The 15,564-nt window shown below is 70.1% G+C and carries 12 protein-coding genes and 1 pseudogene; 8 read left to right on the forward strand and 5 right to left on the reverse strand.

From position 1 onward, the window contains the following. Positions 1 to 153 precede the first annotated feature (153 nt). From ACZ5PB_RS05680 to ACZ5PB_RS05700, 5 genes are all read left to right on the forward strand, one after another. Positions 154 to 687: a GNAT family N-acetyltransferase gene (locus ACZ5PB_RS05680; RefSeq protein WP_468688028.1), complete on the forward strand. Its 534-nt coding sequence runs from the start codon at positions 154 to 156 to the stop codon at positions 685 to 687. Positions 688 to 802: 115 nt separating this feature from the next. Continuing rightward, positions 803 to 1,912 (forward strand): DegT/DnrJ/EryC1/StrS family aminotransferase, encoded by a 1,110-nt coding sequence (locus tag ACZ5PB_RS05685; protein WP_468688030.1) that lies wholly within the window; start codon positions 803 to 805, stop codon positions 1,910 to 1,912. A gap of 70 nt (positions 1,913 to 1,982) precedes the next feature. After that, complete coding sequence (locus ACZ5PB_RS05690) at positions 1,983 to 3,455, forward strand: NDP-hexose 2,3-dehydratase family protein (RefSeq protein WP_468688032.1); 1,473 nt, start codon at positions 1,983 to 1,985, stop codon at positions 3,453 to 3,455. 51 nt (positions 3,456 to 3,506) lie between these two features. Continuing rightward, the gene (locus tag ACZ5PB_RS05695; RefSeq protein WP_468688034.1) at positions 3,507 to 4,136 is read left to right on the forward strand and encodes a dTDP-4-dehydrorhamnose 3,5-epimerase family protein; all 630 of its coding nucleotides are present in this window, start codon (positions 3,507 to 3,509) and stop codon (positions 4,134 to 4,136) included. Positions 4,137 to 4,200: 64 nt separating this feature from the next. Beyond that, positions 4,201 to 5,208 (forward strand): Gfo/Idh/MocA family protein, encoded by a 1,008-nt coding sequence (locus ACZ5PB_RS05700; protein ID WP_468688035.1) that lies wholly within the window; start codon positions 4,201 to 4,203, stop codon positions 5,206 to 5,208. A gap of 87 nt (positions 5,209 to 5,295) precedes the next feature. On the opposite strand, the gene sbnB is transcribed toward ACZ5PB_RS05700, so the two are convergent. Beyond that, positions 5,296 to 6,291, reverse strand: coding sequence for a 2,3-diaminopropionate biosynthesis protein SbnB (sbnB, locus tag ACZ5PB_RS05705; RefSeq protein ID WP_468688037.1), 996 nt, complete (start codon positions 6,289 to 6,291; stop codon positions 5,296 to 5,298). Continuing rightward, the gene (gene sbnA, locus ACZ5PB_RS05710) at positions 6,285 to 7,376 is read right to left on the reverse strand and encodes a 2,3-diaminopropionate biosynthesis protein SbnA (protein ID WP_468688038.1); all 1,092 of its coding nucleotides are present in this window, start codon (positions 7,374 to 7,376) and stop codon (positions 6,285 to 6,287) included. Before sbnA ends, sbnB begins: the two co-directional genes overlap by 7 nt. A 366-nt stretch (positions 7,377 to 7,742) precedes the next feature. Between sbnA and ACZ5PB_RS05715 the strand changes: the two genes are divergently transcribed. From ACZ5PB_RS05715 to ACZ5PB_RS05725, 3 genes are all read left to right on the forward strand, one after another. Then, the gene (locus tag ACZ5PB_RS05715; protein ID WP_468688040.1) at positions 7,743 to 8,972 is read left to right on the forward strand and encodes a methyltransferase domain-containing protein; all 1,230 of its coding nucleotides are present in this window, start codon (positions 7,743 to 7,745) and stop codon (positions 8,970 to 8,972) included. Positions 8,973 to 9,041: 69 nt separating this feature from the next. Next, on the forward strand, positions 9,042 to 9,680 hold the full coding sequence (locus ACZ5PB_RS05720; RefSeq protein ID WP_468688042.1) for a flavin reductase family protein: 639 nt from the start codon (positions 9,042 to 9,044) through the stop codon (positions 9,678 to 9,680). Beyond that, positions 9,677 to 11,248, forward strand: coding sequence for a cation:proton antiporter (locus ACZ5PB_RS05725; protein ID WP_468688044.1), 1,572 nt, complete (start codon positions 9,677 to 9,679; stop codon positions 11,246 to 11,248). Before ACZ5PB_RS05720 ends, ACZ5PB_RS05725 begins: the two co-directional genes overlap by 4 nt. Positions 11,249 to 11,774: 526 nt before the next feature. Here the strand turns inward: ACZ5PB_RS05725 and ACZ5PB_RS05730 are convergent. From ACZ5PB_RS05730 to ACZ5PB_RS05740, 3 genes and pseudogenes are all read right to left on the reverse strand, one after another. Next, positions 11,775 to 13,076: pseudogene (locus ACZ5PB_RS05730) on the reverse strand (BTAD domain-containing putative transcriptional regulator); the annotation flags it as partial. 171 nt (positions 13,077 to 13,247) lie between these two features. Then, a complete protein-coding gene (locus ACZ5PB_RS05735; RefSeq protein WP_468688046.1) occupies positions 13,248 to 13,958 on the reverse strand; it encodes a YqeB family protein in 711 nt (236 codons plus the stop codon). A 310-nt stretch (positions 13,959 to 14,268) separates the two neighbouring features. Continuing rightward, positions 14,269 to 15,543, reverse strand: a complete 1,275-nt coding sequence (locus ACZ5PB_RS05740; RefSeq protein WP_468688047.1) for an activator-dependent family glycosyltransferase — start codon at positions 15,541 to 15,543, stop codon at positions 14,269 to 14,271. Positions 15,544 to 15,564: the final 21 nt, after the last annotated feature.

Here is a 15,564-nt window from a genome sequence, read left to right on the forward strand (position 1 = left end):
CTGCCCCTGCCCGCCCCCGACCGGCTCCGCCCGCAGGCCACTTGGCTTCGACCGGTGGCGTCCGGGTCTTGCCCTCGCCCCGTTCCCCGACCGACGGTCTTCGGAGTAGAAATCCATCGCAGAAGAGCTGAAGAGAAGAAGGAAGAGATCGATTTGCTTTTCCCTCACACCAATTCCCGCCGGGTCCGGCTGCGTTCGGCCGGCGCGGAGGACGCCCACGAGGCGTACGAGATCCTCTTCCGTCTGGGTGCTGCCAGCCTTCCGCTGATCGACGATTACGTGGAATCGTTCGGCGAAGGGCTTTCCGCGGTCTTCCTCGTGGAGGATGTGGAAACGAGCAAGGTGGTCGGGGTGAGTACGCTCACCGAACTGACGGCCGCCGGACACCTCCGCATGGAGGTCTCCATCGCCTCCGACGCCCTGGGTGAATTCGCCACGGACACCTATGCGCTGACGGCGAACTTCGCCTTCTCCATGTGGCGCACCCGGAAGATCTACGTACATCTGACGTCGCCGGACACCTTGCCCATCGGCTTCGGCGACGAATACGGTCCGCTGCTGCGGGCCGAGACCGTACTGCCCGAACACACCTATTTCCACGGCCGGTTGTGGGACGTCTACGTCCTCGCCGTGCACCGTACGGACTGGGACACGCTCGGCCTGGACCTGCTCAAGCAGATCCTCTGAGGCCGGCCAGCCGGAACGTCACCACCGCTTCACCCGAGCATTTCGCCACACCTCAGCTCCACCCTCGAAAAAATTCCGAATCTGCATCTTGCATCGACATAGACCTGGAGGCGCGATGACCCAGCATGTGTGGGGGTACTTGCTGGAGTACGAGCAGGAACGCACGGAGATCCTGAAGGCCGTGGACACGGTGTTCAGCTCCGGCCAGCTCGTGCTCGGCAAAAGCGTCCGTGCCTTCGAGCAGGAATTCGCCGAGTACAACGAATCGGCCCACTGCGTCGGTGTCGACAACGGGACCAACGCGATCGTGCTCGGCCTGCGGGCGCTGGGCATCAAGCCCGGGGACGAGGTGATCACCGTCTCCAACACCGCCGCGCCGACCGTCATCGCGATCGACGCCGTCGGGGCGACGCCGGTGTTCGTCGACATCGACCCGGACACCTATCTGATGGACGTGAGCCAGGTCGCCGCGGCGATCACGCCGCGCACCACCTGCATCGTGCCGGTCCACCTGTACGGCCAGTGCGTCGACATGGCCCCGCTCAAGGCGCTCGCCGCCGAGCACGGCCTGAAGATCCTGGAGGACTGCGCGCAGTCCCACGGCGCCCGCCACCACGGGCAGATCGCCGGGTCGATGGGCGACGCCTCCGCGTTCTCCTTCTACCCGACCAAGGTCCTGGGCGCGTACGGCGACGGCGGTGCCACCGTGACCAATGACGCGGACGTCGACGCCAGGCTGCGCCGGCTGCGCTTCTACGGCATGGAGGACCGCTACTACGTCATCGAGACGCCCGGTCACAACAGCCGCCTCGACGAGGTGCAGGCGGAGATCCTGCGCGGCAAGCTGGGGCGGCTGGACGGCTACCTGGAGCGCCGCCGCGAGATCGCCGCCCGCTACGAGGAGGCGTTCAAGGGCACCGACATCGTGACTCCGGTGCTCGCGCCGGGCAACGACCACGTCTACTACGTCTACGTGGTCCGCCACCCCGAGCGCGACCGGATCATCGAGGAGCTGAAGAAGCACGACATCGTGCTGAACATCAGCTACCCGTGGCCGGTGCACACCCAGTCCGGGTTCAGCCACCTCGGCTACGGCCCCGACGACCTGCCGGTCACCACCCGGCTGGCGAAGGAGATCTTCTCGCTGCCGATGTACGCCTCGCTGTCCGACGCGGACCAGGAGCGGGTCATCGAGAAGCTGCTCGATGTCACGGGAAGGCTCTGACACAGGTGACCGAGGTCCGTACCGCGCGCCAGAGCCGGGCCGGCGCACCACAGCCAGGGAGTGACCAGAGATGACACACGTCGTGGAACCCGGGACGTACGGAACCGACCGCACGTACGGGACACGCGGCACGCACGGGCTCGCCACCGCGGACCCCGCGGGCGGCGGACCTTCGCAGGTCTCCCTGGCGGAATTCCACCGGTGGTGGGACGAGCGGCTGCGCTCCGGCGGGTTCTCCGTCGAGCGCGTCCCCTTCGACCGGCTCGGCTCCTGGGGGTTCGACGCGCGGACGGGGAACCTGGGCCACGAGAGCGGCCGGTTCTTCACCGTCGAGGGCCTGCGGGTCAGCGAGGGCGGGCGGGACGTCTGGCAGCAGCCGGTCATCCACCAGCCCGAGATCGGGATCCTGGGCATCGTCGTCAAGGAGTTCGACGGCGTCCTGCACGCTTTGATGCAGGCCAAGATGGAGCCGGGGAACATCAACACCCTCCAGCTCTCCCCCACCGTGCAGGCCACCCGCAGCAACTTCACCCGGGTCCACCAGGGCGGCGGAACGCGCTACTTGGAGCGGTTCGTCGGCCCGGACCGGGACCAGGTCCTGGTGGACGTGCTCCAGTCGGAGCAGGGCGCCTGGTTCTGGCGCAAGCGCAACCGGAACATGGTGGTCCTGGCCACCGACGACGTGCCGGTGGGCGACGACTTCGTCTGGCTCACGCTCGCCCAGATCCGGGTGCTCACCCAGCAGGACAACCTGCTCAACATGGACGCCCGGACGGTGCTCTCCTGCATGCCGTTCGCACTGCCGGACGCCCCGACGGACGCGGGTGACGCCTACGGCGCCGCCCTGGTCCGCTCGCACCAGGGCGCGCCAGGGTCCTCGTACCGCACCCGGAACGAGATCCTGAGCTGGTTCACCGAGGCCAAGACCCGGTGCGAGTGGACGGCCAGGCTGGTCCCGCTGAACGACGTGGCGGGCTGGACCCGCGACGAGTCCCAGATCGCCGAGGACAGCGGCGAGCACAGCGCGGCGGACAGCGGCGAGGAGAGCGGCCGCAACTTCCGCATCATCGGGGTGGACGTCGCCGCCAACACCCGTGAGGTCACGGGCTGGCGGCAGCCGCTGCTCCAGCCGTACGGGCAGGCGCGCGCCGCGTTCCTGACCCGGGCGATCGACGGGGTGCTGCACCTGCTGGTGCGCGCCCGCCCCGAGTACGGGCTGATGGACCAGGTGGAGATGGCGCCCACGGTGCACCTCCTCCCGGGGCAGGACCTGGACGACGTGGCGGAGCCGTTCCTGCGGGACGCCCTGGCCCGGGGCGCGGTCACCTCGCGCTACGACCAGGTGCTCTCCGAGGAGGGCGGCCGGTTCTACAACGCGCTGACGCGCTATCAGATCCTGGAGGCCCAGGAGGACTTCCCGCTGGAAGTACCCGACGGCTTCTGCTGGATGACGGTGCATCAGCTCGGCGGTCTGCTGCGGCACGGGCACTACCTGAACGTCGAGGCGCGGTCCCTGCTCACCTGTCTGTACAGCCTGTGCTGACCCTCGGCTGGTATTCCCGCGCACGCAATCACTTCCGGAGGCTGGTCGGACATGTTTGAGGCTGCACACGTCAGCGAGATGCGGATCCGGGACGCGTACCGGATCACCCCCAAGAAGTACCCGGACCAGCGCGGCTGGTTCTTCGAGGCCTTCCGTTCGGAGGTCCTGACCGATCTGGTCGGCTATCCCTTCGCGGTCCGGCAGGCGAACTACTCGCTCAGCCGGCGCAACACCGTCCGGGGCATCCACAGCACCTCGCTGCCGCCGGGCCAGGCCAAGCTGGTCACCTGTGTGCGCGGCGCCGTGCTGGACGTGGCGGTCGACCTGCGGGTCGGCTCCCCCACGTTCGGGATGTGGGACGTCACCCCGCAGGACGAGGAGTCGGGCACGGCGGTCTACCTGGCCGACGGCATCGGCCACGCCTTCCTGACCCTCACGGACGACGCCTGCATGAACTACCTGTGCTCCGAGGCGTACGTCCCGGGCACGATGATCGAGGTCAACCCGCTGGACCCGGAGATCGGCATCCCGTGGGACCTCAAGGAGCCTCCCGTGATGTCGGAGAAGGACGCGTCCGCTCCCACCCTGGCCGAGGCGCAGGCACTCGGCATGCTGCCGTCCTACCAGGACTGCGTCGCGCACTACGAGGCCCTCGCGAAGCGACCGGCCGACGCCCGCTGACCCCCTGCCACGGCGGAGGGCCGGCCGCCTTTCACCGTCCCACGTTGCTGAGCGGAGTTCTTCCATGTCCCTAGAAACGCGCGCCTCCAACCCGCGCGACAGGCTGCGCATCGGCGTCATGGGGTGCGCCGACATCGCCTGGCGGCGCACCCTTCCGGCCATGGCGGGCAATCCCGCGGTGGAGGTCGCGGCGGTGGCCAGCAGGACCAGGGCCACCGCCGTCGAGTTCACCGACCGCTTCGGCGGCGTCCCCCTTGAGGGGTACGAGTCGCTGCTGGAGCTGGACGGCCTCGACGCGCTGTACATCCCGCTGCCCGGGCTGCTGCACGCCCACTGGGTCGAGCGGGCGCTGGAGGCGGGGCTGCACGTCCTGGTCGAGAAGCCGATGACCGGCAGCCACGCCGAGACCCTCCGGCTGGTGGAACTGGCCCGCGCCCGCGGGCTGGTGCTGCTGGAGAACTACATGTTCCTGTACCACTCCCAGCACGAGGCCGTCCGCAAGACCCTGGCGGCGGACTCCATCGGTGAACTGCGCGGGTTCTCCAGCGCGTTCACCATCCCGCCCAAGCCCCCGGGCGACATCCGCTACCAGAGCTCGGTCGGCGGCGGTCCCTTCCTGGACTTCGGGGGCTACCCCGTGCGTGCCGCGCAGTACTTCCTGGGCAGCGAACTGCGGGTGGTGGGCGCGGTGTTCCGCGAGCACCGGGAGTACGGGGTCGCCATGTCGGGCAGCGTGCTGCTGTGCACCCCCGACGGGATTCCCGCACAGCTCACCTTCGGCATGGAACACAGCTACGGCAACACCTACAGCCTGTCCGGCAGTACGGGGCGGCTGACGCTGGACCGTGCGTTCACCCCGCCCGCCTCGTACCAGCCGCAGCTGCGGATCGAGCGGCAGGACCACAGCGAGACGCTGACCCTGCCCGCCGACGACCAGTTCGGCAACATCGTCGAGACGTTCGTCCAGGCGGTGGCCGGCCACCGGTCGGTGCACGAGCAGCAGGAGGGAACGCTGCGCCAGGCGGCGCTGATCGACCAGATCCGGGAGGCCGCGCAGTACGTGCGGATCTGAGGACCGAGCATACGGAAGAGGCCCCCCGCACCAGTGGTGCGGGGGGCCTCTTCCGTATGCGCTTCGTCGTACGCGCGGGGGGGTGCGTCAGGAGGCGGGCAGGAAGCCGTCCACGCGGACGCCCAGGCCCTCGCGCTCGCACGCGTCGTACACGTACTGGGTGAGCGCGATGTCCAGGACGCCCAGGCCGAACGGGGAGAAGACGGCGATCTTCTGTGGGTCGCGGCGGAAGCCGGAGCCGCCGGTGAGCAGCTCACCGATGGTCGCGTCGATGAACTCCCGGCCGCCGGTGGCCTGTTCGGCCAGGTGCAGCGAGGTGCGCTCGCGGCAGACGTGGTCGGCGTCGTCGACGATGTTCTGGGCGCCGAGCACCGCCTCCACGCTCAGGTCGCGCAGCGAGACGTGCAGCACGGTGGCGCCGGGCAGGCAGTCGGAGAGGTCCATGTGGGGCTCGCCCGCAGTGGTGGCCAGCGAGACCAACGGGTGGGCGCCCAGGGCCTCCTGGGCGCTCCCGGCCACCTTGAAGGTCAGCTCCGGGTGGTCCGCGGCCCGCCGGCCGGCGAACTCGGCGGCCCGGCCCGCGTCCAGGTCGAAGACGGTGACCTCGCGGATCGACGGCAGGGCCGCCGTCACGAAGCGCAGCACCTCGCGGTTGATCGGCCCGGTGCCCAGCAGGGCGATGCCGCGCGGGTCGGGGGTGGTGACCAGCCGGGCGGCGGCCAGCGCCGCGGAGGCGGCGGTGCGCCTGGCGGAGACGACGGAGGCCTCCACGCAGGCGCGCGGGGTGCCGTCCGTCATGTCGTTGAGGAGGATCGCCGCGCTGGCGCGCTCCTTGCCGCGGGCCACGTTGCCGGGGAAGCTGGCGATCCACTTCATCCCGGCGACCGGCCGCTCGCCGCCCGCGTAGGCGGGCAGGCCGATGATGCGGTCGCGGGGGCTGTCGGGGAAGCGCAGGAAGACGGAGTGCGGGACGGCGGTCCTGCCCGCCTCGTGGAGCTGGTAGGTCCTGTCCACCAGGTCCAGGACGGCCGCTTCCCGGCCCTCCAGTACGCGGTGGACCTCGCGGTGTCCGATGATCAGCACGTGACGCTCTCCTTGCTGTCGGGGGTGCTGTCGTACGGCGGGTCCGCGCGGGGCGCGGGCTCCTTCCAGAGGTGCGAGACCTCGCCGAAGTGACGGCGTACCCAGGTGTCGGAATAGACGGTGTCGAGATAGCGGTCGCCGCCGTCGGGCAGTACCAGCACGACGTTGGAGCCTGCCGGGATGTCCGGGGCCGTCTTCTCCAGGGCCGCGACCAGCGCCCCGGACGAGCCGCCGGCGAGCAGTGCCTCGCGGCGCACCAGCCTGCGGCAGCCGACGACCGACTCCAGGTCGCTGACGTGCACGACGTGGTCGGCGGCCGTCGGGTCGAACAGGGCCGGTGTGACGGAGGTGCCGTGGCCCGGGATGAGCCGGGAGCACGGCGTGGTCGGGCCGAAGAGCACGCTGCCCACCGCGTCGACCGCGACCAGCTGGGTGTCCAGCCCGTGCCGGCGCACGTAGGCGGCGCAGCCGCCCAGGGTGCCGGTGGTGCCGGCCGCGCAGAAGAGGTAGTCGATCCGCCCGTCCAGGGCCTCGTCGATCTCCCGCATGGTCGTCAGGTGGGCCTGCGCGTTGCGCGGGTTGGCGTACTGGTCGGGCACGTAGGAGTTCGGTATCTCGGCGGCCAGTTCGGCGACCCGGCGCAGCCGCCTGGGCAGGTACTCCCCGGTCGCCGGGTCCGGTGCGGTGACGACCTCGACCTCGGCCCCGTAGGCGCCGAGGACCGCGAGGTTCTGCTCGGTGGTCCGGACGTCGACGACGCAGACGAAGCGCAGCCCGAAGTAGCAGCAGGCCTGCGCGAGGCCGATGGCGAGGTTCCCCGAGCTGGACTCGACGACGGTGTGCCGGCCGGGCACCAGCTCTCCGGCACGGACCTTTTCCAGCAACATGTTCAGTGCCGGGCGGTCCTTGATGCTTCCGCCCGGATTAAAACGTTCGACCTTCGCGAAGACACGGAAGTCGAAATCTGCTGCCAGTTTCTCCAGCTCGACCAGCGGGGTTCCCCCGACGGTCGAGAGGATTCCCTTGATCCCGGCCGCGGCCACGGGCTCCTCGTGTTCCCGAAGGAGACTGTGCGGTTCACCCATGCGCTTTCGCCCCTGTCCTCTGGCTAACGGTTTTCGATAACCGTACGGGGGCTATTACGGCGCCTGTCCATATCCGTGGGCCGAATCTGTTGCCCGGGTTCGCACCTGCCCGACCCGTACGTCAAGGTCTCCGGCCGGGTCTGGGGCGCGGCGGGCCCGCTTCCCCGTTTCCGGCGGCGGACCGTGGCGGATGTCCCGCCAGCGGGACAGAATTCGAATATCCGCACTTCCGCCGCAGCACCGCTTCGGCAAATGATTTGTCCATCCGCTTTGGCGTGGCTTGCGCGTCACGACTTGCGCGTCAAGACAGGCGGATTTCCCGACGGTTTTCCGCAGAGCGCCGTCCGTGCCATTCCAGGAGAATCCATGTCTCGCACCACTCAGTGCCGCATTTGCGGTGACCAGGTAACCGAGTTCTACGACTTCGGCAAGCAGCCGTTGTCCGACGCTTTCCCCGTGCCCGGCGCCGACCACTCGTCGGAGTTCTTCTTCCGGCTCGCGGTCGGCCTGTGCGGCGGCTGCACCATGGTCCAGCTCATGGAGGAGGTGCCCCGGGACAAGATGTTCCACGAGGAGTACCCGTACTTCTCCTCGGGCTCGACCTTCATGCGCAACCACTTCGAAGGACTGGCCAAGCAGCTGCTGGCCACCGAGCTGACCGCCGAGGACCCGTTCGTCGTCGAACTGGGCTGCAACGACGGCGTGATGCTCAAGGTGATGGCCGAGGCCGGCGTCCGGCACCTGGGCGTCGAGCCGTCCGGCGGGGTCGCCGACGTGGCCGCCGCCAAGGGCGTCCGGGTCCGCAAGTCCTTCTTCGAGGAGAAGACGGCCCGCGAGATCGAGGCCGAGGACGGCAAGGCCGACGCCATCTACGCGGCCAACACCCTGTGCCACATCCCGTACATGGATTCGATCCTGGCGGGTGTCGTCGCACTGCTGAAGCCGACCGGTGTCTTCGTCTTCGAGGACCCGTACCTCGGTGACATCGTCGAGCGCACCTCGTTCGACCAGATCTACGACGAGCACTTCTTCTTCTTCACCGCCCGCTCGGTGGGCGAGATGGCCCGCCGCAACGGCCTGGAACTGGTCGACGTGGAGCGCCTGACGGTGCACGGCGGCGAGGTCCGCTACACCCTGGCCCCGGCCGGGCAGCGCACCCCCAGCGAGGCCGTCGCCGAGCTGCTGGCGTACGAGGAGAAGGCCGCGCTCGGCGAGCTCGCCACGCTCCAGGGCTTCGGCGAGAACGTCACGAAGATCCGCGACGATCTGACGGCGCTGCTGACCCGCCTCAAGGACGAGGGCAAGAAGGTCGTCGCGTACGGCGCGACGGCCAAGAGCGCCACGGTCGCCAACCTCTGCGGCATCACCCCCGAGCTGGTGTCCTCGGTCTGCGACACCACCCCGGCCAAGCAGGGCCGGCTCACCCCCGGTACGCACATCCCGGTGGTGACCCCGGAGGCGTTCGCGGCCGAATACCCGGACTACGCGCTGCTGTTCGCGTGGAACCACGCCGAGGAAATCATGGCGAAGGAGGAGGCGTTCCGCGAGGCGGGCGGCAAGTGGATCCTCTACGTGCCCGACGTCCGGGTCGTGTAGCGCGGGCGGCACGAGGTCCGGTCGGAAGAGAAAGACGGCAGAGAAAGACGGCGGGGAGAAGAGGGCACTGTGGAGACCGACATACGGCACATGACCGGCGGAGGGAAGGGGTCAGCGGCGCTCCGTGACGCCCCGGTCCGCGAGATCCTCGACTCCTCCTTCGGGGAGGAGGACGGGGCCGGTGCACCGGGCGGGCCCTCGGTCGCGTTCCGCGACTTCATGGGTTCGTACTTCACCGGTGTCTCGATCGTCACCGCCGTCGATCCCGAGGGCCGTCCGCACGGCCTGACGTGCAGTTCGCTGACGAGCGTGGCGCTCTCCCCGGCCACGCTCCAGGTCTGCCTGGCGTCGCACAGCGGCACCCTGGCGGCCCTGCTCGACAGGGGCACCTTCGCGGTGAACCTGCTGCACCAGGGCGGGGCGGACACCGCCGGCGTGTTCGCCTCGAACCGGCCCGACCGGTTCGAGCGGACCGCCTGGCGGCCCTCCCCGCAGCACGGGCTGCCCTGGCTGTACGACGACGCGTACGCCCTCGCCGAGTGCCGGGTCGCGGAGACCGTGACCATCGGCGACCACGTGGCCGTCTTCGGCCGGGTCGACCACGTCAGGAACGGGGTCGACCGGCCGCTGCTGTACGGCAGGCGGGGGTTCCGTTCGCTGGACCCGGCCGACGCCGTGGAGCTGGGTTCTCCGGCGGTGGCCCGGTGACCGCCCCTGTCCGCCCGGGCCAGGACCGCCCGGGCCGGGGCGGCCCTGGCCCGGCGCCCAACCGGCGTCTGATCGTTCCGTTGGCCGTCCTCGCGGGGTCGGCCGTCTTCCTCGCCCTCACCGGGCTGTTCGAGGGCGGGCAGGGGTCGTTGTGGTCCCAGCCGCTGACCCGTTTCCTGCTCACCGTCGCCGTGATCCTGTGCGTCAGTCATCTGCTGGGTGATCTGATGCGCAGGGCCGGGCAGCCCCCGGTGCTCGGTGAGATCCTCGGCGGGCTGCTGCTCGGCCCGTCCGCGCTGGGCCTGCTGTGGCCGGAGGCGACCTCGTACCTCTTCCCGCCGGCCGTGCTGGACAGTCTCGACAAGGTCGCCCAACTGGGCCTGGTCATTTTCATGTTCCTGATCGGCTGCGAGGTGCGGACGGGGCGGCTGCGCAACCAGGGGCCGCTCGGCGCGACCCTGGTGGGCGGCATCGCGCTGCCCTTCGTGTGCGGTGCGGTCTTCGCGCTCGGCTTCACCCCCCTGCTGATCGGGGGCCGCACGACCACCACCACGTACGCCCTCTTCGTCGGCCTGGCACTGGCCATCACCGCGGTGCCGGTGCTGGCGCGGATCCTGGTCGACCTCAAGATGGACCGCACGCCGGTCGGCAGTCTGGCGATGACCTGTGCCGCCGTCGGCGACGGGCTCGCCTGGCTGGCGCTGACCATGGTGCTGACCGGTTCCGGTGACGGGGGCTCCGGCCAGTTGCTGCGGACCGTGGGCTGGGTCGCCGCCCTGGGGGCGCTGACGTTCCTGGGCGTACGGCCGCTGCTCGCGGTGGCGGTCACCCGGCTCTCCGAGCGGGCGCTGACCGTCGTCCTGGTCATCGGCGCGGTCGCGTACGCGGTCCTCACCCAGGTCATGCACCTGCACCCGGTCATCGGCGCGTTCCTCTTCGGTACGGTCGTGCCGCGCGGGGTGCCGGTGGTGGACCGGATCACCGGGCAGCTGCGGAACTTCACCCTGCTGGTGCTGCTGCCGCTGTTCTTCACGGGCATCGGGCTGCAGACGTCGGTCGGTGCCTTCGGTTCCGACCCGGCGCTCTGGGGTGTGTTCGCCCTGATGCTGGTGGTCGCCCAGCTGTCCAAGCTGCTGGGCACCGGCGGCGCGGCCAGACTGACCGGAATGCCGACCCGCGACTCCCTCCAGCTGGGCGTCCTGATGAACTGCCGGGGCGTGACGGAACTGATCGTCGCCAAGATCGGTTACGAGGCCGGCCTGATCAACACGGCCTGTTTCACCATGCTGGTCCTGCTGGCCGTCCTCACCACCGCCCTGACGGGCATCCTCCTGCCCCGCCTGGGCACCCCCCGTCTCAACTCCTCGTCCGGGCCCGCCGGTTCGGACGCCGGGCCCGGCAGCGGACTCAGGCCGCCAGCCGCCCCGCATGGGCGTGCAGCAGCGTCCCCATCCGGAAGCGGTCCGGTGCCACCTCCCGCAGCAGGCTCGCATCGGCCAGTACGTCGAGGTTCCCCCGGCACTCCGGCGGACATGTCCCGCTCAGCTCCGCCGCCTCGCTCAGAGTGACCTCGCCCGAAGGGTGCTGCCCGAGGATCCGGTACAGCCGTGCCGGCGCCTCGGGCAGTCCTTCGTAGGACCACCCGAAGACCGTGCTGAGCGTGGAGCTCGCGTCGCCGGGCAGGGAGAGCGCGGCGCTGAGGTTCTTGGTGCGCAGCCGTTCGATCGCCTCCCGGGGGAACGGCGACACCTTGATCCGGGTGGCCGCTATCCGCAGGGCGAGCGGCAGCCCCTCGCAGGCCCGGATCAGGTAGTCGACCTCCTCGCGGTAGCGCGCCACCAGCGCCTCCCCGGTGATTCCGGTGAACAGCCGCAGCGAGTCGGCGCGGTCCAGCGGCTCCACCACGCAGCTGCGCGCGTCGTCCTGGGCGATCAGCCCGGAGAGGCCCCACCGGCTGGTGACGATCACCAGGCTGGAGGGGGTGGCGGGCAGCAGCGGCCTGACCTGTTCCACCGAGATCGCGTTGTCCAGGATCAGCAGGATGCGGCGGTCCGCCACCCGGCTGCGGTACTCGCTCTCCGCGTCCAGGCCGGGCACCTTGGGGCGTCCGCCGAGGGCGGCGTTGAGCTGGCGCAGCGCGAAGGAGGAGCTGCGGGGCGCGCCGCTCGCGGAGAAGGCGCGCAGGTCGAGGTGGTACTGGCCGTCGGCGTACCGGTGGGCCATGGTGCGGGCGAAGTGCGTGGCGAGTGCCGTCTTGCCGACTCCCGGTCCGCCGGTGAGCAGCAGCAGCGAGGCCTCCCCCGCCGCGTCCGCCTGCTCCACGAAGCCCTCCAGGCGCTCCACTTCGCGGTCGCGGCCGACGAACCAGCGTCCGGGGCGCGGCAGTTGCCGTACGACGGTGCCCAGGGACCGTACTTCCCCGGTGACGGTCGCCGTCCGCACCCGGCGTACGGCGACCTCCTCCTGGGGTGCCGTCCGCTGGGCCGGGATCAGCCCCTGGAGCGGCTCCGCGGGCTGCCCCTCGGCGGGTCCCGCCGGCTCCGCGGTGGGCTGCGCGGCCGCCCGTCCCACCCGCTGCGGGCGGTGCGGCACCCTCGGCCGTTGCGACATCCTCGGCCGGTCGGCGTCCACCACCTGCTGGTACAGCTCGCGCAGGCTCTCGCCGGGTTCGATGCCCTGGTCCTCGGCGAGCCTGGTGCGCAGTGCGTGGTACTCGCCGACGGCGTCGGCGTGCCTTCCCAGGGCGATGTGACATCGCATCAGGAGCAGCCGGAGCCGTTCGCGCAGCGGGTAGTGGTGGACGAGCGCGGAGATCTCGGAGATGGCCTGCTCGGGGTGGTCGAGTTCGAGCAGCAGTTCCGCGTGGTCCTCGATGGCGAGCAGCCGGATCTCGCCCAGCCTTACGCGCTCCGCCTCCACGAAGGCGCCGACCGTGCCGGCGTACGGGGTGCCGCGCCAGAGCGCGAGCCCTTCCTCCAGTTTCGCGGCTGCCTCCTGCGCGGCGTTGTCCGCGCGCAGCCGTCTGGCCTCGCTCAGGGCCGAGCTGAAGCGCCGGGCGTCGACCTGCTGCGGCGGGATGCTGAGCATGTAGCCCAGGCTGTCGGAGACGAGCACCTCGGACTGTGCGAAGCGGACCCGGTCCGGTTCCAGGCACTTGCGGAGCCTGGCGATGTACGTGTAGACGCTGTTCATGACGGTCTCCGAGGCATCCGAGCCCCAGACCGCGCGCACCAGTTCCCCCTTGCTGACCACCCGGTTCTCGTGTGCGGCGAGTACGGCGAAGACCGTTCGCTGGGTGGGTGAGCCGAGGTCGACGGCCCGGTCGCCCCGGGTCGCTGCGACAGACCCGAGCAATGAAACGTTCAATTCGGAATTCAACACCTGAGGCCCCCGCATCAGATATGTCCTAAAAAAAGTTGTATCGCCCCTGGTTTTCACGGCAGTTCGGTCGGACGGACCAGGGCCCGCCGGAGAGTTCCGGCGGGCCCTGGGGCCCGCCCTTCTGGCCGGTGCGGACCTGTTGCATGTGCCGGGTCCTCGCGTCGCACGCGGACCCGGTCCCCTCGCTCAGGTCCGGGGATCGGCCATCCGCCAGTACTGGCGCTTCTTCTCGTCCCGCACCACGACGCCCAACCGCCCGATCTCCGTGCGCAGTTCGCGCAGCTGCTCGTCGTCCGACCCCTTCTCCAGCACGGCGGACCGCGCCTTGAGCAGGGGTTGGGCCGCGTCGGGAAGTCCCGCCATGCCGGAAACCCAGCGGCGGAAGCTGTCCTTGTACGGGTCCTTGTCGGACCAGGCGTAGCCGTGTGCGGTGACCGCGGCCCTGGCCCGCTCGGTCTTGAAGTCGCACTTCTCGCGGGCCAGTTCACCCCCGTCGTGGCCCAGCAGCACGAACTGCTTGTCGTCCACGAAGACCATGGCCACGTCCTGGCCGGCCACCTGCCACGACTGCCCCTTGCGGGTCAGCGTGATGCTGTCGCGCTCCACCTCGACGGAGAGCTCCTCGTAGTTCCCGTAGAGCACCAGACCGAGGCCGATCAGACCGCCGAGTACGGCGATGCCGATCGACAGTCCGGGCTCCGGCAGGGACGTCACCAGCTTGGCGGGCCCCTGCATCGGCGCCCAGGGAAGGGTGACGAGCCACTTCGCCGCGATCTTGATGAGCAGGCCGAGGCCGGCGCCCAGCACCAGGAAGGCGGCACCGACAAGCACCAGCTCTTGGGTCGACTGTTTCAGGACACCGGGCTCACCCGGTGCCGCTTTCTTCTCGTCCGTCACCGTGGATCAATCCATCCGTTCGCTCGTGGGGGGTTCGGCTCGGTCTGTCATGCGGTCGCCGCGGCGGGCTCCACGAGTCAAGTGGCTCCCGGCGGTGCCCCATTGGGGACATTCGCCTCACCTGGGTACGACCGCGTCGAAGGGCAGTCGAGTGCGAGCGGCGTCCGGGTGATCAGTACCGGAGCGCCGTGTTGACAGTACTCGAAACCAGACGTGTGGATCAGCTCATTGATGATCTTCGAATACCTCACGACCTGCAACGCGGGCCGCTCTCGCACCGATTCCTCCCGCGTTGCCGCACTACGCGATTTCAGCCAAGATTCATTTGACTACGCGTCAACTGCACCAGTCGAGGCACCAGTTCGTTGGGCGATGGCAGCGCGGCGAAGTCGTCGCGCAGCCGCCGCGCGCCGGCCGCGAAGCCGGGCTCCGCCAGCAGCCGCTGCACCTGGGCGCGGACGGTGCTGCCGTTGGTCGCCTCCGGGGCGAGGTGCAGCCCCGCCCCGCAGCCGGTGAGCGCGGCGGCGAGCAGCGGTTCGTCGAAGCTGTACGGGAGGGACAGCTGCGGCACCCCGTGGCGTGCGACGGCGGCCAGCGTGCCGGGTCCCGCGTGGTGGATGACCACGTCACAGGTGGGCGCCAGGGCGTGCAGCGGAACGAAGGGCACCAGGCGGGCGTTGGCGGGCACTTCGCGCAGCGCCGCGCGCGCACTGTCCGCGACGGTGGCCACCACTTCGACGTCCAGGTCGGCCAGGGAGTCCAGTACGTCCTGGAGGCCGAAGGTGTAGCCCTCGAAGAGGTCGGTGGCGCTCATGCCCATGGTGAGGGCGATGCGCGGCCTGCCGGGCTTCTTCCACAGCCAACCGGGCACGGTGGCGGGCCCGTTGTAGGGGATGTAGTTCATCCGCTCGTAGTGGATGCCGGGCGCGGCCACCTGGAGGCTCTGCGGGAACTGGTCGATGGTGAAGTGCCCGACCGCCATGTCCTCCGTGTACGCGCCCCCGTACTTGCGGGCGTACCCGCCCAGCCACTCGGCCAGCGGGTCGGACCGCTCTCCCTCTGGCTGCTCCTCCCTGAGCCGCAGGAACTCCTCGCGGGCCACCCCGAAGACGTCGGGGCCGAACAGCAGCCGGGCGTGGGCGGCGCCGCAGGCCTTGGCAGCGATCGGGCCCGCGTAGGTGAGCGGGTCCCAGATCACCAGGTCGGGCTTCCAGTGCCGGGCGAACTCCGCCAGGGAGGCGGCCATCGGGAAGTTCTCCGGCTTGAAGCCCTCCTCGACGGCGTCCCGGTAGCCGGTCAGCATGCGCTCCCAGACCGCCTTCGACGGGTCCTGTGCGACGTCCCAGGGCGCGTGCAGCCCGGCGCGGGCCTCCTCCAGCAGCTCGGGCGTCGTCCGCGCGACCCGGAACAGGTCGCTGTCCCTGCCGACGGGCACGGCGGTCAGGCCGGCCTGGGTGATGGTGTCGGCGAACTTGGGCTGGCTGGCGAACCGGACCTCGTGCCCGGCGGTACGCAGCGCCCAGGCCAGCGGGACCATGCTGAGGAAGATGGTCTTCTCTGGGGTGGTGGTGAACAGGACTCGCATCGGGTTGCTCTCTCCGTGTCG

The sequence above is a fragment of the Streptomyces sp. NPDC032721 genome (genome assembly GCF_055579625.1).